At 58.2% G+C, this 19,149-nt stretch carries 19 protein-coding genes; 10 read left to right on the forward strand and 9 right to left on the reverse strand.

Annotation, left to right across the window (positions count from 1 at the left end; genetic code table 11):
- Positions 1-11 precede the first annotated feature (11 nt).
- The 3 genes from LPA44_RS12315 to LPA44_RS12320 are packed head-to-tail and all read left to right on the forward strand — an operon-like array spanning position 12 to position 3,171.
- A complete protein-coding gene (locus LPA44_RS12315; RefSeq protein ID WP_269070104.1) occupies positions 12-2,627 on the forward strand; it encodes a heavy metal translocating P-type ATPase in 2,616 nt (871 codons plus the stop codon).
- On the forward strand, positions 2,624-2,977 hold the full coding sequence (locus LPA44_RS18380; RefSeq protein WP_082687323.1) for a DUF7541 family protein: 354 nt from the start codon (positions 2,624-2,626) through the stop codon (positions 2,975-2,977). Before LPA44_RS12315 ends, LPA44_RS18380 begins: the two co-directional genes overlap by 4 nt.
- Entirely contained in the window at positions 2,977-3,171 is a 195-nt protein-coding gene (locus tag LPA44_RS12320) for a hypothetical protein (protein ID WP_230889848.1), read from the forward strand. The genes LPA44_RS18380 and LPA44_RS12320 overlap by 1 nt, the downstream gene beginning before the upstream one ends.
- 128 nt (positions 3,172-3,299) lie before the next feature.
- Here the strand turns inward: LPA44_RS12320 and LPA44_RS12325 are convergent, their stop codons facing one another.
- The 4 genes from LPA44_RS12325 to LPA44_RS12340 all read right to left on the reverse strand — a co-directional run bounded on the left by LPA44_RS12325 (position 3,300) and on the right by LPA44_RS12340 (position 6,496).
- Entirely contained in the window at positions 3,300-4,388 is a 1,089-nt protein-coding gene (locus LPA44_RS12325; protein WP_230889849.1) for a hypothetical protein, read from the reverse strand.
- A 149-nt stretch (positions 4,389-4,537) separates the two neighbouring features.
- Entirely contained in the window at positions 4,538-4,816 is a 279-nt protein-coding gene (locus tag LPA44_RS12330; protein WP_059059164.1) for a DUF7521 family protein, read from the reverse strand.
- Positions 4,813-5,190, reverse strand: coding sequence for a winged helix-turn-helix domain-containing protein (locus LPA44_RS12335; protein ID WP_230889850.1), 378 nt, complete (start codon positions 5,188-5,190; stop codon positions 4,813-4,815). Before LPA44_RS12335 ends, LPA44_RS12330 begins: the two co-directional genes overlap by 4 nt.
- A 376-nt stretch (positions 5,191-5,566) precedes the next feature.
- Positions 5,567-6,496 carry a transcription initiation factor IIB gene (locus LPA44_RS12340; protein WP_230889851.1) on the reverse strand — a complete coding sequence of 310 codons (930 nt, stop codon included), beginning with the start codon at positions 6,494-6,496 and terminating at the stop codon, positions 5,567-5,569.
- A gap of 966 nt (positions 6,497-7,462) precedes the next feature.
- Here LPA44_RS12340 and LPA44_RS18385 point away from each other — a divergent pair.
- The 3 genes from LPA44_RS18385 to LPA44_RS12350 all read left to right on the forward strand — a co-directional run bounded on the left by LPA44_RS18385 (position 7,463) and on the right by LPA44_RS12350 (position 9,383).
- Positions 7,463-7,762 carry a DUF7520 family protein gene (locus LPA44_RS18385; protein ID WP_442903384.1) on the forward strand — a complete coding sequence of 100 codons (300 nt, stop codon included), beginning with the start codon at positions 7,463-7,465 and terminating at the stop codon, positions 7,760-7,762.
- 79 nt (positions 7,763-7,841) lie between these two features.
- Positions 7,842-8,018 (forward strand): DUF7333 family protein, encoded by a 177-nt coding sequence (locus LPA44_RS18390; RefSeq protein ID WP_442903385.1) that lies wholly within the window; start codon positions 7,842-7,844, stop codon positions 8,016-8,018.
- Between the two features lie 450 nt (positions 8,019-8,468).
- Positions 8,469-9,383: a CPBP family intramembrane glutamic endopeptidase gene (locus LPA44_RS12350; protein ID WP_230889853.1), complete on the forward strand. Its 915-nt coding sequence runs from the start codon at positions 8,469-8,471 to the stop codon at positions 9,381-9,383.
- Between the two features lie 62 nt (positions 9,384-9,445).
- Here the strand turns inward: LPA44_RS12350 and LPA44_RS12355 are convergent, their stop codons facing one another.
- Together LPA44_RS12355 and LPA44_RS12360 are read right to left on the reverse strand one after the other, a co-directional pair.
- Positions 9,446-10,255 (reverse strand): ABC transporter permease, encoded by an 810-nt coding sequence (locus tag LPA44_RS12355; protein ID WP_230889854.1) that lies wholly within the window; start codon positions 10,253-10,255, stop codon positions 9,446-9,448.
- Entirely contained in the window at positions 10,248-11,018 is a 771-nt protein-coding gene (locus LPA44_RS12360) for an ABC transporter ATP-binding protein (RefSeq protein WP_230889855.1), read from the reverse strand. The genes LPA44_RS12355 and LPA44_RS12360 overlap by 8 nt, the downstream gene beginning before the upstream one ends.
- Positions 11,019-11,096: 78 nt before the next feature.
- Between LPA44_RS12360 and LPA44_RS12365 the strand changes: the two genes are divergently transcribed.
- Positions 11,097-13,046 carry a NosD domain-containing protein gene (locus LPA44_RS12365; protein ID WP_230889856.1) on the forward strand — a complete coding sequence of 650 codons (1,950 nt, stop codon included), beginning with the start codon at positions 11,097-11,099 and terminating at the stop codon, positions 13,044-13,046.
- A gap of 231 nt (positions 13,047-13,277) precedes the next feature.
- Positions 13,278-14,345 carry an iron transporter gene (locus tag LPA44_RS12370; protein ID WP_230889857.1) on the forward strand — a complete coding sequence of 356 codons (1,068 nt, stop codon included), beginning with the start codon at positions 13,278-13,280 and terminating at the stop codon, positions 14,343-14,345.
- Between the two features lie 17 nt (positions 14,346-14,362).
- Here LPA44_RS12370 and LPA44_RS12375 read toward each other — a convergent pair whose 3' ends face one another.
- The 3 genes from LPA44_RS12375 to LPA44_RS12385 all read right to left on the reverse strand — a co-directional run bounded on the left by LPA44_RS12375 (position 14,363) and on the right by LPA44_RS12385 (position 17,183).
- Positions 14,363-14,794, reverse strand: coding sequence for a disulfide bond formation protein B (locus tag LPA44_RS12375; RefSeq protein ID WP_230889858.1), 432 nt, complete (start codon positions 14,792-14,794; stop codon positions 14,363-14,365).
- Positions 14,784-15,377 (reverse strand): DsbA family protein, encoded by a 594-nt coding sequence (locus tag LPA44_RS12380; RefSeq protein ID WP_230889859.1) that lies wholly within the window; start codon positions 15,375-15,377, stop codon positions 14,784-14,786. The genes LPA44_RS12375 and LPA44_RS12380 overlap by 11 nt, the downstream gene beginning before the upstream one ends.
- Before the next feature lie 297 nt (positions 15,378-15,674).
- A complete protein-coding gene (locus LPA44_RS12385) occupies positions 15,675-17,183 on the reverse strand; it encodes a hypothetical protein (protein ID WP_230889860.1) in 1,509 nt (502 codons plus the stop codon).
- A 467-nt stretch (positions 17,184-17,650) separates the two neighbouring features.
- Between LPA44_RS12385 and LPA44_RS12390 the strand changes: the two genes are divergently transcribed.
- Entirely contained in the window at positions 17,651-18,193 is a 543-nt protein-coding gene (locus LPA44_RS12390; protein WP_269070136.1) for a COX15/CtaA family protein, read from the forward strand.
- Between the two features lie 267 nt (positions 18,194-18,460).
- A complete protein-coding gene (locus LPA44_RS12395) occupies positions 18,461-18,982 on the forward strand; it encodes a metal-dependent hydrolase (protein ID WP_230889861.1) in 522 nt (173 codons plus the stop codon).
- The last annotated feature ends 167 nt before the right edge of the window (positions 18,983-19,149 follow it).

Here is a 19,149-nt window from a genome sequence, read left to right on the forward strand (position 1 = left end):
CGACCTACATAATGACTCCACCACCAGAAGACGGTGGGCATGACCACGAGCACGACCATGACCAGGACCATGATACCAATGAACAAGAAACTGAGAACGTAACCACGGATTCATCGAGTCGTGGCGACGTCGCCCAGTTCTCTGTGCCCGAAATGGACTGTCCGTCGTGCGCGGGGAAGGTCGAAAACAGTGTGCAGAAACTCGACGGCGTCGAGACTATCGACCCACAGGTGACGACAGGAACGCTCTCCGTCTCCTACGAGGGAGACCAGACCTCCCTGGACGAGATTGCAGAACGCGTCGAGAAAGCCGGATACACTGTCGAAGATCGAGCCGAGAGGACAGCATCGTTCGCCGTCCCAGACATGGACTGTGCGTCCTGTGCGGGGAAAGTCGAAAACGCACTGGACGACGTCCCGGGCATCAGAAGCTACGAAACGCGACCCACGACAGGGGAGGTCGTCGCGACGTACGACGATGCGACGACGTCGTCGGAGGTCGTCGCTGCGATCGAAGGTGCAGGCTACGATGTGACAGACTCCCCAGCGGACGAAACGGACGCTGCCGCAAGCGCTACCGAGGAGCGCGAGAGTGTCTGGCGGAGTTCGCGCGCTATCAAGACGTGGATCAGCGGCGGGTTCGTCGCACTCGGCCTACTCTTCGAGTTCTTCCTCACGAGCCAGAACGTCCTCGTGGCCGAGCTCGTCGGCCGCGAATTACTCGCTGCTGATATCCTCTTCCTCGTCGCAGTCGGGGTTGCTGGCCAAATCATCTTCCGGAACGGCTACTACTCCGCGCTGAATCGCAACCTCGACATCGACCTGTTGATGAGCATCGCCATCAGTGGCGCGATTATCGCCAGCCTCGTCTTCGGAGAAGCGCTATACTTCGAGGCCGCCACGCTCGCGTTCCTGTTCAGCATCGCCGAGCTCCTCGAGCGCTACTCGATGGACCGGGCGCGGAACTCACTCCAGGAGCTGATGGACCTCTCGCCGGACGAGGCGACGGTCAAACGCGACGGCGAAGAGGTGACCGTTCCCGTCGACGACGTGACCGTCGGCGACATCGTCGTCGTGCGGCCGGGCGAGAAGATCCCCATGGACGGCGAGGTTCTCGACGGTGAGAGTGCCGTCAATCAGGCCCCGATTACGGGCGAGAGCGTCCCCGTGGACAAGACACCGGGCGACGAGGTGTACGCCGGCACAATCAACGAGCAAGGCTACCTTGAAATCGAGGTCACCTCCGAAGCGGGCGACAACACGCTCTCGCGCATCGTCCAGATGGTCGAAGACGCCCAGTCCAACAAGACCGAGCGCGAGCAGTTCGTCAACCGCTTCTCCTCGTACTACACGCCGATCGTCGTCGGCTTCGCGGTCCTGGTAGCGGGTGTCCCGCCGCTGGTGCTCGGGGCGTCCTGGCCGACGTTCATCGTCTACGGGCTCACGCTACTCGTCCTCGCCTGCCCGTGTGCGTTCGTCATCTCGACGCCGGTGTCCGTGGTGTCGGGAATCACCAGCGCCGCGAAGAACGGCGTCCTCATCAAGGGCGGCAACCACCTCGAAGCGATGGGGGCGGTCGAGGCTATCGCGATGGACAAGACCGGCACAATCACCAAGGGCGAACTCACGGTCACGGATGTCGTCCCGCTGAACGACAACAGCGAGGACGACGTCCTCCGGTGCGCACGCGGGTTGGAGTTGCGGTCCGAACACCCCATCGGCGACGCAATCGTCGAATACGCGGAGGAGATCGACATTGGGGCACCGACCGTCGATGACTTCGAGAGTGTCACCGGGAAAGGCGTCGAGGCCTCTCTCGACGGCAAGAAACACTACGCAGGAAAACCCGGATTCTTCTCAGAACTCGGGTTCAATCTCGAACACGTCCACGCGACGACCGACGGCGGTATCGTCACGACGAAGAGCCGGCAGATGTGCGAACGCAACGACTGCCTCGACCTCCTCGAGGGAACGGTTCCCGACCTCCAGTCCGAGGGGAAGACTGTCGTCCTCGTCGGTACGGAGGACGAGATCGAGGGTGTGATCGCCGTGGCCGACGAGATTCGGCCCGGGGCGAAGCAGGCGATCCAGCAGCTCCACGATCTCGGTGTCGAGCAGATCGTCATGCTCACGGGTGACAACGAGCGGACCGCCCGAGCGATTGCCGAGCAGGTCGGCGTCGACGAGTATCGCGCCGAACTCCTGCCGGACGAGAAGGTCGAGGCGATCAAAGAACTCGACGAACAGCACGACGGGGTCGCGATGATCGGTGACGGCGTCAACGACGCACCCGCGCTCGCGACTGCGACTGTGGGAATCGCGATGGGCGCCGCTGGGACAGATACCGCCCTCGAAACCGCCGACATCGCACTGATGAGTGACGATCTGTCGAAGCTGCCGTATCTCTACGAACTCTCGCACGACGCGAACAGCGTCATCCAGCAGAACATCTGGACGAGTCTAGGTGCGAAGGCCGTACTCGCACTCGGCGTGCCGTTCGGATTCGTCCCGATTTGGATGGCTGTCCTCGTTGGCGACGCCGGCATGACGCTCGGCGTCACCGGAAACGCCATGCGGCTCTCCCGCATCACGCCAGCTGAGATAGATACTGACGAGGTGGCCCCATGAGTGACGCCGGCTTGAGTGACGCCTATCCCCGCGCGAGCCCCTGGCCACCACTGGTAGCGCTCGCGCTCGTTACGTCCGAGATCGGTGTCGTGTTCGGACTACGACCGGTAACTATCGGCGGCCTGCTACTGTTTATTGGCTCTGTTGCAGGAATTCTCACAGAGTCCCAACACGTTACGCGACCACTTCGTGTGATTGCTGTGCTGAGTACACTCGCAGCGGTGGGCGGACTGCTTCTCCTTCGCTACGAAGCGAGCTTCCGCGGTGTTTCACTGTTGATAGCTGGTGGTATCGGCATTACAACCGGGATTGTTGGCCGTCAACTGGTTCGATGGCGAGGTGTCGCCTAATGGACCTCGACGACCGGGTCGTATTCGGAGCGATCGTCTTCGCGGGTATCGCTATCCCCGGGGTGACTAGCTACTTCCTCTCTGAGATGGGTGCAGATACGCTCGGCCAGGTTGTCTGGGCAGCGGGATACGGTGGGATGGTACTGTTTGTGTGGTATCATTGGCTCCGGCCAATGGACATGCAAGGAGCGTAACACACCAACGCCGTACCTTCGAACGCGAACCGTGCGCAGCAAACTTCAGCGTAGTTAGTACGGGAAGGAAACCAGTCGTGTGGAGGTGTGGTTTTCTCGCAAGGCTACCGTTCCCGTGGACATCGTGGTTACGTCGCTGACGGCACCAGCTCTTCAGTCGAATAGATGAGTGTTGCAGTGAAGATGACCACCGTCGCCACTATAAACAACACGCTGAGTGGGGAAGATGAATCGACGAAGACCCAGTATAGTGGAGCTGCAACGGACGGGCCGGCTGCGAGTACAGCGATCTTCGCGACGAGCGGCCCGCAGCAACCACACGTGCAAGCACCAATTACAGACCCTGTGCCGGCTGTTCCTTGCATCATCCCCGCCTTCTCCTCAAGCCGCCACTGCCAAGCAATTAGTAGGGCGTTCACTCCAATTAGGACACTCAGCAGCCCTACTATCGTGACGACACCAATTGAGAGTGCAACGGTCAAGGGAAACTGCGGGAGCACAATTTCGAGCGTATCCCACTGGACAAGCTGATAATTGACTGGTAGAACTGTGACAACGCGCTCACGTGGCAGCCCCTCTTCCCAGAAGAAGGAGAGATACCCGCTCGACGTGAGGAAAAACAGCCCAGAGAGAAGCGTGACGGTCGCCCCGAACCGTCGCGCAACACGGTCCCGGAACGCTGTCCGGACGACGTCTCCTCGGTCCGTCCAGACAATATATCCGACGAGAATCGGCGTGCCTAGTACGATGAGATACCCCAGCGGGTGGGTGTAGCTTGCGGATCCGCGGATTATGTATGGGTACGAGATCCACAAGCCCATGAGAATACCGAGGAATGTGTATCGTGGGCGAGTCGGCCACCGACGTAATCCGATACCAAAACTCGCTACCACAACACTGACCCCGATACCGAGCCCGAACAATTCGTACCACGACCGGGGGAACGGCATCGAACTGGCTGCATAGGCCGGATCTGGTGTAACCCCGTCAAAAATGATGATGCCGAGGATAGCGACGAATAATCCCACTCCAATTCCATACAGTGCCGTTGTCGGTGAGACGTATTCCCGACGCTTCAATAATGCACAGCCAGCGACGAGGCCAACTCCGCCGAGAAATACGGCGATACTCGCCTGTTTGGAGATGACAAGAGGTCCGTCGCCGCCATGGGCTGACGCAACCGGAACCTGTGCGAGAACCACGACTACGACCAACACGAGAAGGAAGTCGAAGCGAGCACTCCCACGATTGCCTTTGCTTTGTGCGGGAATTGAGATGCGTTCGTTCAGGTTTTGTACGGCTGCGGCGGTTCGTCCGATTTGATGTCGGGGATATCCTTGGAGCATGAGTGTGTGTGAACGTGTTGTCAGTCTTGTACATACAGCGAATACAGAATCACCGCGAGACCAGCGGCCACGAAGGTGCTGTTAACGAGGACGCCGAGAGGGAGCGATACGGAATAGAACATATTGATAGCACCAGTGAACAGTGCACCGAACGTCACAATCCCGAAGCCAACCCGCAGCAGTCCGAGTGAGGGGTCGCCCGTCCGATGATACGCTCTGTGCGCGATATACGTAATTCCCCCGCCAAGCCCCAGTATGAGGGCTTTCACAGCGACAATCGCAGCCATGATCTCATTCATAGTTCGTCACCCATCTTCGACCAGATATCTCGAAGCCGCTCATCAGTTCCTTGCTGTCTGTGGTCGATTGTCACTGAAAACGTGTCATCCTCGTCAATCGTGATGTTCACGTTCTCAAAATTCCGCTGATAGTACGCCGTTCGCCCACCGTCGGGGTTTATCTTGTCGTGTTCTCGCAGGAGTGCGGCATCACTGAGTTGGTCAAGCTTTCGGTACAGCGTCGAACGAGGAATGTCACACGCTTCAGTGAGTTCGGTAGCAGTCATTGGCTCGGCGGTTTTGCGGAGTATTGATTGGCAATCGGGGTCATCTAGCGCGTCAAGGACAAGTTCCGGGGGCGGCTGGTCGTCCGGCGTCGTTGCATCATCCGCCATGTTGCACGCCTCGGTTTTTCGCGGGATACTTCGTGTGATTCCTGCCTGTCATTCCAGGTGACAACGTTCAGCTGTTCGCCGAGTGTTGGCTGTTGGGCCTCTTCGTCGGAGTCTGGTTGATACGCCTTCTGGTGGTGCACCTTCAATTGAAATCTGAGTCACTGCCATCTGAACTGCTGGGGGCTATCATCGGCGAGTTCGTAGAATCCGCGTCGGCTCGAGTTGAGGATTCCTTGTTCGCAAAGCTGGATGCATACTCGTTCAACGTGTACTGGATGTCGATGTATTGTGGCCGCAATCTCGACCGTGTGAATCGGTGATTCGCCGGCGAGTGCCTCTAGAATGTCTCTTTCGATCTGGCTCGGGTACTGGTACATCACTTGTGCTCAGCGTATACGTCCAACAGTTCCTGATAGCGAGTTCGAATCGTGACCTTGCTCACGCTTGCCGCTGAACTCACGGTCTCCTGGGTGAGTTTCTCGTTCGTCAAATACGTCGCCGCATACAGCGCGGATGCCGCCATTCCGACCGGGCTTTTGCCACTATGGATGCCGTTCTGCTGGGCAACGTCGAGCAGGTCTCGCGCACGGCGAAGTGCCTCGTCAGTTACGTCAAGTGTTGATGCGAGCCGCGGTAGATGCTGGTCCGGAGATTCCGGTTCGATTTCAAGCTTGAGCTCCCGAGAGAGATACCGGTATGCCCGCTGAAAGCGTTTCTTTTCGACTCTGCTTACCGTCTCGACTACGAACGGAGATCTCGGTGTTTGATGTTGCCGCGCGCTCGCGTACAGTGCAGCCGTTGCCATCCCTTCGATAGAACGACCCGGAAGTAACCCTTCCTCGACGGCACACCGATAGAGGACCCCCGCTGTCTCACGGACTGCCTCAGGCAAGCCCAGTGCCGACGCCATCCGATCAATCTCGTCGAATGCCTGTTTGAGGTTCCGCTCTGCGGCATCTTTCGTGCGGAATCGTTCGTCCCACCGGCGGAGCCGTCGTAGTCGCTCCCGTTTTCTGCTTGACAGATGTTGGCCGCGCGCATCCTTGTCCTGCCAGCTGATAGTCGTGCTGAGTCCCTTATCGTGCATCAGTGGCGTCGTCGGTGCGCCGACTCGGCTCTTTTTCTGGCGTTGTTCGTCAGTAAACGACCGCCACTCTGGCCCATGGTCGATAGTTTCCTCTTCGATGACCAACCCACACTGTTGACATGCTGCCTCACTCTGTGAATTATTGTACCGAATCTGTCCCCCACACTCCGGGCAATTTGTTCGATCTTTTGGACTGCGGTTTTCTTGTGGTTCCGTCATATATTTTTGAGGATTCGGCTCTACACTACCACACGGATAGCCCGGTTGACAATCGGGTGGCTCTGATTTAGAAGCAAGCAGTCCCAGCTAATGAGTTTGAAGCGGATTCCCAAAATTCGGGACACCGGCTCAGACATTTCCACCCCTCTTCCCAATCGGCATTTGAATATGAGAAAGAGGCTGGGAGATGCGATGGTCGTCACGATGTTGGTTCTACTCGTAGCAATTACGATTATACATATCGTGAACCCCGGATACACCGAAGGTGGGTTGGCCAGTATGTTCGTCGTGGCCAGCATCGTCGCAATACTGGGTTTGCTTGTCGCTCTGCTAGTGATGGTGACTCGGGATTTAGCTACGAAATCGACCGGTCGCCAAGCGTAACTACGACAGTTCTGCTTCATTCTTCGAGACTGCGGAAGCCACTGAATGCCTGAATTACCGGAAAAAACAGAGTTCTTCCGACGGCGACCGACGGTGGAGGTCCTCCTGGTCACTACGCCGACCACGGGATTACTCGTAGCTGGCTGGATGCTCTTCGCGAGTCCAATTCGACTGCTCGGGTGGGCAGTTGTCGCGGTAGCAGGGCTTATTGGTGTACTAAGGTTCGGTCAGAACAACAGTCAGCGGTTTGACGTGGTCATTTGGCCGCGGGAGCAGATGGGAATTGTCGTCAGCACCATTGCGTATAATGGTGTGTTGTTCCCGAGTATCGCTATCGCGGAGGTCGCTTGGGGTGGGACCGGCAGTCCCGCAGTTGGCGCGTTGCTTGCATTACTCATCCCGATTTGGTTCCTCAAGCACATCGCTTTCGTCCTTACGCTACCGACGCGTGCGACACGGTAATATCCGGCTTTCGGAGAGGGTGAATGTCCCCGGAGACCCTTTGCGCTTGGTATCTGTGGCTGAGCGATATTGGAAAACGAGCGATTGTTGCATCTGGAGTTCACTGATACGCCTAGACGAATGACAGACAGACAGGTGACCAACGGGCGCGGAGTCGTACTATGGATGTATCTCAGCGCCGTTGCTGTCGCAGGCATCTTCGGGTACGTGCTGGGAATTATTGTCTATGGAAACGGTGGGCCGTCGGGGCCGCTTACCGACGGTGGGCCGGCAGTGCAGTACGGTAAAATCGGCCCAATCGTTTTCGAACTGAATCCGCCAAATTTAGCGATTTTCGGCTTAGTGGCAGTAGGTGGACTTCTCGGACTCGGATTGCTCGCCATTTCGCATGCCAGCCGATACGACGACGCTACCGCCTGACAACGACAGAATTACGAGCCGATATCAGTAGTTACCAATCTAGGTTAACGACTTAATCCGTCCAGTCACAACGTGGCGTATGGAGTTTGACTTCCCGCGCTCGGTAGTCCCGCTCGTCGCGATCGCTACGGTCGCCCTTACGTCAGTGATGACTACCTCGACAGTCTTCATGATGGTTCTTCCTTCGATGATTGCCTTCTCGGTCATCGCGTTCTTCTTCGGGATGAAACACGGCGAATACCGTACTAGTTTGTAGTGTTCCGGCTCTTCTCTAAACGGATCAGGAATGAGCTCTATTCCTCGCCGCGTCGATAGGCGGTTTCCCTGCGCACATCTTTGCAAGCCGCTTTAGCGATTCCCCTCGTACAACAGCAAAAACGGCTCGGTTTTCACCATTTCGGAAGGAAGAGATACATGGAGACCTAACCACCGGCTGTGAATGATAAATTCCTCATGATGGTGGTTCTCGGAGGGATCGTCTTCGCACTATTCCTCACCGGATTCGTCCTCCGACTCGCCTGACGAAGAATGAGTGAAATGAATACTGAGCGGAAGTGCTACCGGAAAACGAGGTAGCCCTCGTCTTGTGAAACGACAGTACGCGCACTCAGTTGGGGTTGTACTTGCTGGGATCGGACTAATCGGGACGTTCCTCTCGTGGCCTGCACCAACAGACTTCACGGCACAAGCTACTCGTGTGTTCGGAGTGGTCGCCGTTCTGGCTTTCACTGTCCGACGTCACGGACTTGCTCCGCCGTGGGTCGACACTGCCGCAACGGCGGCCACCGCTGGACTGACGATCGGAGCAGCGGCTGCGGTCATCGAGCTTCAAACAGCAACAGTACTCGGACCGATTGTCTCGCTGCTGGCTGGCTTCAGTGCGCTGGGAGTGGGTGGTGCTGTCATCACCGAATTGAACCAGTCGGGAGGCAAAATACGGGAGCGTCGAACTCTCCTCGCACTCGCCGTCTCCGCGCTCGCACTCCTTATTGGGGGCCTCCTCAATAGTATAGCCGTCTCTCTTGTCCCCTCAACACCAATAGTCCGCGTTTCAGTGTCCACTGCTGTCGCCAGTATCGCCTATGCGATAGTTGGTGTCGTGTTCATTAAATCCACCAACAGTAGTATCGACGTGAGTACGGTAACCCGCCGCGACCTTATCGTGGCAGCAGCGGGAATTCTCGCGATTTTCACGCTCCACGTACTGATGGCTGCCGCGGTCGCTGTATTCTCACTGCCACAAACGTCGCACTCTCTCATCGAGGCAGCCAAAACAACTCCCGAGATCCTGCTTCCGCTAATCGTCCTTTCGTTCGTCGTTGTCGCCCCGGGTGAGGAACTACTCGCGCGAAATGCGCTCCAGAAGTACCTATACGGTGCGTATTCGCGTCGGAGTGCTGTGATCACCGCGTCGTTCGTGTTTGCTGCCAGCCACATCCTCGCGTACGGCGGGACGGGTGCCACACCGGGCGCTATCCTCGTCACGCTCGCCCGAGTTTTCGGAGTCGCACTCGTACTCGGAGCTACGTACGAGCAGACAGACGACCTCTTCGCGCCGGTCGTCGTTCACGGCACGTACAACGCTGTTCAGTTCGCTATCGCGTATCTCACGTTCACATGACCCCACCACAGCTACTGCTCACGAAGGCTTTGTTGACGCGACTTCGTACAACAGTTCGGCGGTCACTCAATCCCAGTCAGACCTGCGGCAGTGAGGAGGGAAAGCGACGTCCATACAGCCAGCGAAAACACGCTTGCAATTGGTGAGGCTGCACGAACCGGCATCGTCACTGCCGGTTCGACAGCGGACGTCATCACAAGGCCACGGTAGGCGCTTAATGGACTCGCGGCAAGCGCTTCGCTTAGCCCTCGTTCGACAATCCAGCCCTGTCCAACTCCGGCAATTATCACGAGGTCGAATCCGACCACAAGCACGAGTAATAGGCCGACCGCCGACACGAGCCCGCGACGCGCAGACCGAGCCACCGACGAGATCAATAGCGTGATGGCGAGGACGACGCCTGTGAAGAGAATTGTCAACGCGACAAACCGCGCGTAGTATACCGGTGAGTCTAGTCCGCCCGGTTGTGCGAGCACGTTCGGCGTCCCCCCCGAGAGTGGTACAACGAACCCTGCTGCGAGCAGCGTCACGACGAGAATCCCGAGTGCGACTGCGAGTCGGCCACAGTAGACGCCGAGCCCGTACCGAATGGGCGTTATCGGGAACGTATCGAGGACTTTCAGTTCGCCTCGTAACCGGTCGCCGAGAATCGCCCGATACCCGAGTGCAACCACCAGTACCGGTACTAAAACCTCGATTGGCGTAAGGAGCGCCAGCACGAGCGGGACGTAGCCGGCCTGCCCGCCGAGCGCCGCAATCGCCACAACCAGTGCGAAGAACCCGATTGCGAGCAGCCAAACTGACCGAGACCGAGAGAGTGCTCGCACCTCCCGTTCGACGACGGCAGTAAACTGCTGGGTGGCGTCACTCACGATTACCGCCTCCCGCGGATGTGACCGTACGACCGCTTACTGCTGTCTCGAACGCGTCCTCTAGGGTCTCCGTCTCCGTGTCTGCAAGCACAGCGGCCGGGGACCCGGCCGAGACGATGTTGCCATCAGACATTACAAGGATGTAATCGGCGTCTGCTGCGCGCGAAAGGTCGTGGGTCGTCAACACGACGGCTTGGTCGCGCTCGGTCAACCCCGCGATCACGTCATACACGTGGCGAGTCATCTCCGGGTCGAGACCGCTCGTCGGTTCGTCGAGCACGACTAGGTCTGGTGCCCCCAGAAGGCTCACCGCAATTCCCAGGAGGCGGCGCATACCTCCGGAGAGTGCGTCCGTTCGGCGGTCGGCCGCGGCTTCGAGGCCGACCCGAGCGAGTGCGGCGTCGACATCGGTCTCGCTAGTGAGCAGTGCTGCGTAGAACGCAACCGTCTCTCGGACCGTGGCCGAGGGCTGGAACCGCGGGTCTTGGGGAAGATACCCGACAGGTCGCTCACCCTCAGCATGGAGCGCGAGTTCGCCAGCTGTCGGGCTCTCTACGCCCGTAACGAGTTCTGCGAGCGTGGTCTTTCCGGAGCCATTCGGCCCAATAATCGCCGTAACTGCATCATCTGGAATTGAGAAGGAGAGTTCCGAGAGAACCTCGACGTCACCGAATGATTTCGAGAGTTCCGACGCTTCGACGACGGCTGACGCGGCCGTCGCAGCATCGTTGTCACCGCGGTTAGGAGCCTCACGACTACCCATTACGTATTATGGTTTCCGTGCCACTCGAAAAAGTGTACTGCCCCAGCATTCTTTGTGGCTCCTCCCGTATCGCCATCTATGGAATTCTGGCACGTGGCTGCTGCTGGCCTCCTCGTGTTCGCGGCGGTCGTCGGGCCATTCGCCGTGAGCGGGGGTGGCCAGCAGGCGGCTGCGGTCCCGATGTCAGATACGAAGTCAACGGGTGTTCCAGAAAGCGTCGTCGTCCAAGCCGCCGACTCGACGATTGCGTTGCCGACCGGGCAGGTATCGTTCTCTCAGTTCAAATTCACCGTTGGCTACTACGGCATCACGTCCATGGTCGCGGGATTGCAAGAGAGCACGGAACGTGAATTTGGGCGGGCGATGGCAGTGTACGTCTCGGATTTCTCTGGCACCGGCGTCTACGTTGGCGACGATGGATTACTCAGAACACCGCAAGACGCAGATCCAGAGTGGGTACCAGCTGATGCGGCGTACTTCGTCGTCAACAGTACGGCCAGTATCCCCACGCGGAAGCAAGCAATCGTGCCGTTCTCGAACCGGAACGATGCAACGGCATTCGCTCAACAGTACGGTGGTCGCATCGAACAATGGGACGCAGTCAAACAACTCGATGTCCGAAGTGCGGCCCGGACGACCGCTGAATGGGAGCGCACCAGTGATGCACGAAGCGAGCAGGCGAACGAGACGAGCGCACGTGCCCGCTCGCTACTCGAACGCCCAGTTTCGACGACGGTAGAACCGAACGAGTCACTGACCGCAGCAATCCAGCGCGCCCCGCCCAATACGACCATCCAGCTGGCAGCCGGGAACCATACTATCTCCGACGTCACGGTAGACAAGCCCCTGACGATCAGCGGCAGTGGCGTAAACCAGACGCGCATCATCGGTGACGGGAATCGCAGCGTCGTCTCCGTGAACGCCTCACGCGTCGCAATTACGGACGTTTCGCTGTCCGGTATCGGTACAGTGCGAACTCGCGGCCAAGCGAACATTACGAGTGTCCCCGTCCGCAACGGGTCGTTCCGGGAACGCTACTGGACGACGCACGGCTACGGCGACGCAGGTATCGTCTTCGAGGCGTCCACGCGGTCGCTGGTTGCCGACGTTCAAATCCAAACGCGCGCGAATGGAATTATCGCGCGGAATAGCCCGAATCTCACCGTCACGAACCTCACAGTTCGGGGAACGCGAGACTGGGAGGATGGATTCCTCGGGGTCTCGATTCTCGGCGCGCCCGCACTAGTTCAGAACTCGACGTTCTACGGCGGGAAAGTTGGTGTCTTCGCACACGACACGCAGTCGTTCACCGTCCGCGACTCCTCGATGGAGGGGATGATGATCGGCGTGTTCAGCGTGTTCGCTCAGGGCGCGTTCGCCGCTGACAACGATATCGAGGACACGTACGTTGGCGTCTACATCCACGACCGATCGAACCGAAACATTGTGACAGGGAATACCGTCACGAACAGCAAGAACGGCGTTCTTGTGTTCGGGCGGTCGAGCTACGTCGCGGAGAATGTTGTGACGCATAACCAGCACGGCGTCGTCGTGCAAGGCCAATATTCAGTGTATGAGGAAAACGTCGCGGCATTCAACCGGGTCGGCATTCGAGCGATGTCGTTGTTCCCGACGAACCGCGTCAACGACAACGACATCGCGTATAACCGGCGGTACGCCGCGACAGCACGGTTCAACGTGTTACACGTCTGGAAGGGGAACTACTGGCGGGGCGCACCCGGTATCGATACCGACGGCGACGGCTCACTTTCACGGTCGTTCCGTGCGACAGGACCGGTCGGGATGGTCGCAGACGGGGGTGCTGGGACACCGACGTTGGCACGAGCACCGGCACTCAGCTTGATACGGCAATTACAGCAGACGATGCCGGGGATTCGGTTCGGAGGCGTCGTGGATGAAGCCCCCCGAGCAAGTCCGGTCCGTCCAGCTGTATTGGCGAAGCTTAAAGACACCCAGCATCCGCCGGGGCAATTCGACGACGAAGACGAGTGGGATTACACATTCTAGCCGCCGAGGTCACTCTGGTTTGATTCGGCTGGCACGTTACCCAACGGACCCCGCTGATGTTGCTGCTTCCCCGGGATTCAGCACTTCTGGGAGCTCTATTCGCACGTGAACTAAACAACCGCGGGTCAGGTGACCCGTGGAACTCTCGCTGTCTTCTTTATATCAAGGGATGATTACGACGGCCTAACGAAAATCGCAACACCTACTCAACCTCCAAGAGCATTCCAAAACATGGACCGGCGGCGGTTTCTGAAAACCACGAGTGGGCTGGTCGGCGTGGCTGGCGTCTCCGGGTGTCTTCAGCGACTCGGATTCGAGACACAGTCCGCGTGGCGAGATCCACCGCTCGTCGAAAACCGACCAGACGGTGTCTACTATCCGGCGATTGTTGAGGGGATGGACGTCTACGAAACTACGACCGTCGAGGGTATCGGCGTCGCGTTGATGCACTCGTTCCCCCACCGATTCTGGACGGTGACCGGGACGAACAAAACAAAAGTCGTTGTCTCGTCGAATGACTCGCTGCATTTGATGGCGAGCGTCTGGGATGCCGAATCCGAAACGGTGCTCCCGACAGCGGTGTCAGTGGATATCCAGAATGAGGAGGGGAATGTCTCAACGACGAATCTGTGGTCGATGCTCTCCCCAAATATGGGGTTCCACTACGGGGACAACGTGGCACTGTCGGGGAGCGGCGAGTATGAGGCAACGGTTCGGATTACGCCCGTTCAGGCAGCACGAACCCGCCCGTTCAAACGTCGGTTTACAGAGACGCGGACCGCACAGTTCCAATTTACCTTCGAGCCGTCTGAAACGTACGACCTTCCGATTCGCCGTCTCGATGAGAAGGCAGGCACGCGGGGGACGGTAGACCTGATGCAGATGGACGGCGTGCCAGCTCCAGTCGCCCCGCCCAAGGAACAACTCCCCGGAAGATTGCTCGGCGAGCAGTCCGCTGACGGTGCCGTGTTCTGCGCGAGTCTCGTCTCCACAGCACGACGATTCCCGGGGACGGACGGACCGTATCTCGTTGTCTCTCCGCGTACGCCCTATAATCGCGTTCTACTCCCTGGAATGTCGCTCTCGATGGTCGTCAAGCGTAACGGGGACACTGTATTGGAAACGGGACTTGACGGTACAATCGACCCCGACCTCGGCTACTACTACGGAACGACCGCAAAGACCATCAGGCGGGATGATACCATTGTGGTTCGCGTTGAGACACCACCCCAGGTGTCGCGCCACGACGGTTACGAAACCGCATTCATGCAGATGCCCACTGTTGAGTTCACTGTTTGATTCCGCCGAGCACTCACTCACTCGTCTACTTGCATCCCAGCATTCCTGTCCACTAAGAGTGAGGACAGGAGTAGCGCCGTCACCAGTACGAACGCAATCAGCGAGAGGTTCGGAATGGTCACTCTGAGTATTGGCGAGCGCCACTGAACCACGGCACAGGCTCCTTCAAAGCCACATGTTGTGGTTGTCGCCTGTAAGTAAGATTGATACGCAGCGATGATGATTCCGGCTGCTGACAACGGCAAAACAGTCCGCCAGACGTTGAGTCGTGATTCGAGCGTCGCCACCCCCAGAATAACTACTTGTGGGTACATCAGGATGCGTTGATACCAGCAGAGGTCACAGGGGACTAACCCCAACCCGAGACTGAACCAGAGGCTCCCCAACGTAGCGATCGTGGCAACCAGTGTCGCCACACCGAGTACAACTCGGTCCCGGTCAAGAGGCATCCGTGAGGCCTTCAATCAGTGTTCGAGCCCGTGACTCGTCGCTTAACGGGTTGACCGTTTCGCCGTCGATGACGAGCGTGGGTGTTCCGGAGACTCCCGCTGATGCAGCCGCGTCAGTGGTGTTCTGAACTTCGGATTCGTACATTCCCTCGTCGAGTTGCTCTCGGACGCGATCGAGATCACTCACGCCCGCGGATTCAGCGAACGAGAGGAGCTTTTCAGCCGTCGCCCACGTTTCACCTTCAGGAGGCTGATTTGCGAAGACGTACTCATGGTAGCGCCAGTACGTCTTGGGGTTCACGTTCCAAACTGCCAGCCCGGCACGCGCAGCTCGAGGAGAATCGGCCCCGAGGAACGGTTCGCCGTTGATGTATGCGAGCGCTCGAAACTGGATATTGACGTTCCCGTTCTCGACGTAGTCGGTGACGAAGTCGCCGAGAGTGCCGGTACTGAACTCGGCACAGTAGGGGCATTTCCAGTTTCCATAGTAGGTTATCGTCGGTCCGTCACTCGACCCCATCGTCGCGTACGTCAACGAATCTGGCGAGTTCGAGAGAGGCGCATTCGCAACGTCTTCGTTCACGTTCCCGTCAGTCGAGCTATTCGAACCACCACCAAGACAGCCACTCAGAGCAACGATGCTCCCCGTTGCGAGGACCTGTCGCCGCGACATTCGAGACGACAACGCCTCAGTAGCGTTAGAAGAGCGCATGATAATTATCCGTTTGGTTCTTCACAGTAAGATTGCTTTGGTGCTGTCGCGTTCGTTTGGAGTGTGTTCTCTCAGGAGTCCCGTGAGGGTCGAAGCTTTGGGGTCTCTATTGCACTGTCTCGACTCTTCTACGAGGCGAGAATCCGACCGTCTATGGTGGGGATTCGGTTACCCAAGATACGGTGGTGTCGCGCCAGCGAGGGAGAGAATCCAGAGACTGATCACCGTATATCCGATCATCACAACAATAAACGGGTACTGGCTACGAATCGCGACGAGACGGCTCGGGAACAGATCGTACGCGGCCGCATGTGCTTCCCAGATGGCGAGCAGGTGCCCGATCAGTACGAACGCGATGCTGAGGCCGGTGAACCAGCCAGGAGGAGCGAGCACTAATGGATTTGCAGGCGGGGTGAGTGGGGAAACGACTGCAATCGCAAGTGCGGGACTCAACGAGACGACCAGATTGGCGTAGTGGGCGAGGTGATAGCCAGCTGCGATAGCCAACAGTGGTGGAGCGAGTCGCAACGCAATCGAACGGCTGGTGACGTACGTGTTTGTCAGTCGTCGAGCGGCCTTTCCAGCATACCAATAGGCTGAGAGGAACAGGACGTATCCCGCGAGGAACAGAACTGTATAGACGAGTATAGCCATCGGTACAGTCGGAAGTACTGCGCCGAGTGGCGTCTCCACAACGGCGCTAATCGTCTGCGCGCCAGCGGTCGTCGTGATGAATCCACTGTACGTGAGTTCCCAAACGAGGGCGATGATAAAGGCGACGTCGGACTCGTCAGTTACGATGGCTGAATCTGCGAGGTTGTTCCCGGGAAGCGACACCTCTAACGAGCCGTCTACGATTTGAATTGGTGCAACCGTCCCGTAGCACCGGAACAAAACAGCCAGCGGGTCGGCGTGCTTGAACCACGCATCAGAGCCGAAGACGATTGCCCCAGTAACCGTGTACAGTGAATAACCGAGGATCGCACTCGCCAGCACGCGCGGGACGGTACTGACCGGGAAGATTACCTCCACCCAAACAAGCGCAAGGACGCCCACGACTGCTGGCCAGCGAGCGAACGAGTCGGGATATTCGATGAAGCCTTCTGGAAGGAACGTCGTGAGAGCACGCCACGGGTTAATCGCAGGCCAGAGATTCCCGATCAGATACGCGACGACCGGCAGTCCACCACGAACCCCGACAAACGTTACGAGAACTGTGAGACTCGCAGCTGGGAGTTGGGGGCCACTGTACCCGACATAGACCATGAGACCGAGCGTAGCGAGGGCAAGTAGCTGGCCGAGTCTGGAGGCTCCACGCCGGATAGCTGGGACGCCAGGCAGCTGAACGGACCACGAGTGCAGCGCGTAGATGAATGCGCGGTCGGTGACGAAGCTAGCAAGGAGTGCCGAGGCACCGATTGTAGCTCCCCCTGTTGCCAGATACAGCCAGCGAGGGACAGCTAACGTTTCCCGGGGCTGTTTGGAGAGCGTCATTCCGTTAGCGGCGGTGACACTCTCGACGAGAACAATCAATATTGCTGCCCACGCAAGGGCCTGCACTCCGACGCGGAGAGCGGAACCGCTCACGCTGCTTGAACGGCTCTCCTTCCGGTCGGTTGTCTTTGCCGTGGACTCGTCAGTCTCGGGGCTCTCGGTGTTAAATGGCGAAGATAGCATAGAGAAATAGGAACCCGAAGTATACTGCGACGAGGCAGGCAAGCGCCCGCAGCCGAAACGAACTCAAGGCATCTTGTTCGTCTGCTCGTGCATCGTGGAAGGCTGTTCGTTCTGCCTCATCGATGTCAGGCCAATGTTCGAGGCCCCGATGAAGGGTGAGACGTTCCACAGTGGGGAAGGGGTCACCGCAGTACTGGCAAATCTCTGGCGAGTCGTTCGGTGGGACTGAAGTCTGGATAGTTGTCATGACCCTCAGCCAGTTATCTCGTACTATTGTTGGGCGGTTTGAAACGGTTCTGATTCTTCGATTGCAGTAAGAACTGCGTCTTCGCGCTTTATTAGAAATGCGGCACTGTCTAGTTGAGTACGGGGCTGATTCCCAACAAGTAGGAACCCGCCGATACGGTTTACCGAGTCAGATGAAAAAGGATGACACGGTAACAACGCACGGCTCACTTCAAGATACTATGCAGGTATCCTCAATCGTCACGCGAGTTCGATACGGCTTCCGGGAGTCCCCCGTCACATATACGCATCTATCAGGGGTCACACTCGTCGTAACCTATGCCGTGATGCTCCTCGGCGCATATACGAGCGCAATCGGCGCTGGATTATCGTGCCCAGACTGGCCAACGTGCTACGGAACGTGGGTCCCCTTTCTCCACTCCGGGATCGTTGCCAGTTCCTCGTATTCCGCACTCCAAATCTTCGCGGAGTGGGCACACCGTGGACTGGCGATGACAGCCGGCTTCATCATCTTGGGGACGACGATCGGAGGGTGGCTTGCGTATCCCAACAATCGACTCGTCACATGGTCCGCGACGGGAGCACTGGTCCTCCTTCCGACACAGGTCCTCCTGGGTGGATTAACGGTGACGGAAAACCTCCAACCGTTCGTCGTCACTACGCATCTTGGCGTCGCAACGCTCATTCTGCTCTGCCTGCTAACCACATTCCTCACCGGCTGGCTTTCCAGCCGAGAAAAAATGCAGTACGAGCAGGTACCATGAGTTCGTGTGTGTGTGAGACGATCCCGGTGACTAAGCTTCACCGGCTCACTTCGAAGACGGGACGTATAACGCAGTGCAGTTCGCAGCAGTCTATCTGACGGCGATAGGGGGGGACTCTATGCGCCTGACCACTTTGTAATCAGAAACCTACCTAGGCGGGGGCTTGAGGATCCGGATTCACAATCGGCTGGACGACAAGTGCCGTTGAGCGATTCGTGTGTCACCGTGTCACGCGCCGCTTATTGCCGTAAGCGAAGTAGGAAGTCTATGTTCGTCGGGCACGGCCTCGGGGCATTCGCCCTCGTCGCGTTTCTAGCGACGGTGATGGGTTGTAGCCGTGAGCGAGCGATACGAGTGGGCATCATCGCCGGCCTGTTCGCATTCGTTCCCGACGTGGATATCGTGTACGCCCCTATCGGGTTGCTCGCACGGTCCATACAGACGGTGTCTCCTGATGTGTTCTGGGGGACTGCGAATACGATTCATCGAGGAGCGACGCACTCGCTTGTTGTCGGAGCGATTCTCGCTGCCGCTGTCGCGGCATGGAATGTCCCGGCACGACGTAGCCGGATTGTTGCTGTCGGCGGCTTCCTGTCCATCATCGCGATCGGAGCGGTCGTCGATGGCCTCGTGAACGCGGGAGTCTTAGTCGTGTACGTAGCTTCAGGGCTTGGAATCGGGGAATGGGGCCCGCCGAAACGGAGCTGCAACACGCTGGCTGTTTGGTGCGGCGCTGATTGGTCTGGTATCACATCCGTTCGGCGACCTCTTTACCGGCGGACCTGCTGACTTTCTCTATCCGTTCGACGTTGTCTTGGTGACCAGTCGAGTCGCGCTGCATCCGGACCCGACGGCCCACTTGCTAGCGGCATTCCTCCTCGAACTTGGAACGATTTGGTTTGCTATATTCGCGTACACGTGGTTGCAGCAGATTCCAATCCGTGGCCTGCTTCGTC

The organism is Halobacterium sp. KA-4 (genome assembly GCF_021028995.1).
Lineage (GTDB): Archaea > Halobacteriota > Halobacteria > Halobacteriales > Halobacteriaceae > Halobacterium.

Bases quoted from the DNA above. Each gene is read 5' to 3' on its own strand.
- LPA44_RS12315 (WP_269070104.1), top strand. From the start codon at position 12: ATGACTCCACCACCAGAAGACGGTGGGCATGACCACGAGCACGACCAT.
- LPA44_RS18380 (WP_082687323.1), top strand. From the start codon at position 2,624: ATGAGTGACGCCGGCTTGAGTGACGCCTATCCCCGCGCGAGCCCCTGG.
- LPA44_RS12320 (WP_230889848.1), top strand. From the start codon at position 2,977: ATGGACCTCGACGACCGGGTCGTATTCGGAGCGATCGTCTTCGCGGGT.
- LPA44_RS12330 (WP_059059164.1), bottom strand. From the start codon at position 4,816: ATGAATGAGATCATGGCTGCGATTGTCGCTGTGAAAGCCCTCATACTG.
- LPA44_RS12335 (WP_230889850.1), bottom strand. From the start codon at position 5,190: ATGGCGGATGATGCAACGACGCCGGACGACCAGCCGCCCCCGGAACTT.
- LPA44_RS12340 (WP_230889851.1), bottom strand. From the start codon at position 6,496: ATGACGGAACCACAAGAAAACCGCAGTCCAAAAGATCGAACAAATTGC.
- LPA44_RS18385 (WP_442903384.1), top strand. From the start codon at position 7,463: ATGACAGACAGACAGGTGACCAACGGGCGCGGAGTCGTACTATGGATG.
- LPA44_RS18390 (WP_442903385.1), top strand. From the start codon at position 7,842: ATGGAGTTTGACTTCCCGCGCTCGGTAGTCCCGCTCGTCGCGATCGCT.
- LPA44_RS12360 (WP_230889855.1), bottom strand. From the start codon at position 11,018: ATGGGTAGTCGTGAGGCTCCTAACCGCGGTGACAACGATGCTGCGACG.
- LPA44_RS12365 (WP_230889856.1), top strand. From the start codon at position 11,097: ATGGAATTCTGGCACGTGGCTGCTGCTGGCCTCCTCGTGTTCGCGGCG.
- LPA44_RS12370 (WP_230889857.1), top strand. From the start codon at position 13,278: ATGGACCGGCGGCGGTTTCTGAAAACCACGAGTGGGCTGGTCGGCGTG.
- LPA44_RS12375 (WP_230889858.1), bottom strand. From the start codon at position 14,794: ATGCCTCTTGACCGGGACCGAGTTGTACTCGGTGTGGCGACACTGGTT.
- LPA44_RS12385 (WP_230889860.1), bottom strand. From the start codon at position 17,183: ATGCTATCTTCGCCATTTAACACCGAGAGCCCCGAGACTGACGAGTCC.
- LPA44_RS12390 (WP_269070136.1), top strand. From the start codon at position 17,651: ATGCAGGTATCCTCAATCGTCACGCGAGTTCGATACGGCTTCCGGGAG.
- LPA44_RS12395 (WP_230889861.1), top strand. From the start codon at position 18,461: ATGTTCGTCGGGCACGGCCTCGGGGCATTCGCCCTCGTCGCGTTTCTA.